At 54.0% G+C, this 743-nt stretch carries 1 protein-coding gene; it reads left to right on the plus strand.

The features are described from left to right. Window positions 1-743: nicotinamide-nucleotide amidohydrolase family protein (locus B3W37_RS14495; protein WP_483176228.1), on the plus strand; the 743-nt coding region annotated here is incomplete at both ends.

The raw sequence follows: 743 nt of genomic DNA on the forward strand, positions 1-743 counted from the left end.
AATCGCAAACAGGCCATGTTTCCGCCTGAGGCTAAAATCTTGAAGAACCGTTTGGGGACTGCTCCGGGAATGTACCTGGCCAAGGACGGGAAGATAGTAATCTTGTTGCCCGGTCCGCCGCGGGAAATGCAGGATATGTACCTTGAAGCAGCAGAACCCCTGTTAGGCCAGGAAGAAGGCCTCATGGGAAGCAGCGGGCAAACCCGGATAATGAGGGTTCTGGGGCCTGGTGAGTCACAGGTGGAAGATTTACTGGGGGAAATCCTCGATAAACAGCAGGATTATGGAATCGCCCTTCTGGCCCAGGAAGGCGAAGTGATCATAAAGATCACTGTAGACGGTCCCGATCCGGTAGAAGCAGGTCGGCGCCTGGAAGAACTATGCCGGAGCATCGAAGCCGCTCTGGGATCAAATGTGGTTTGTGTGGGTGAGGATACGCTGGCCGGAGTAGTTGCCAAACTGCTGACCCGGCAGGGATTGTTCATGGCTGCGGTTGAATCCTGCAGCGGAGGATTGCTCAGCAAAATGATCACCGATCTGCCGGGCAGCTCCAATTTTTTCTGGGGTTCAGTGGTTTCTTACAGCAATCAGGCCAAACAGGTTTTAGTAGGCGTAAAGGAGGATACTTTGCAGTCCTATGGAGCAGTGAGCAGGGAAACCGCTGCCGAGATGGCTGTGGGCATTAAAAACCTCTCCGGTGTCGATGTAGCAGTATCCATAACCGGAATTGCCGGTCCGGACGG

The organism is Syntrophomonas sp. UBA5494, from assembly GCF_002426325.1.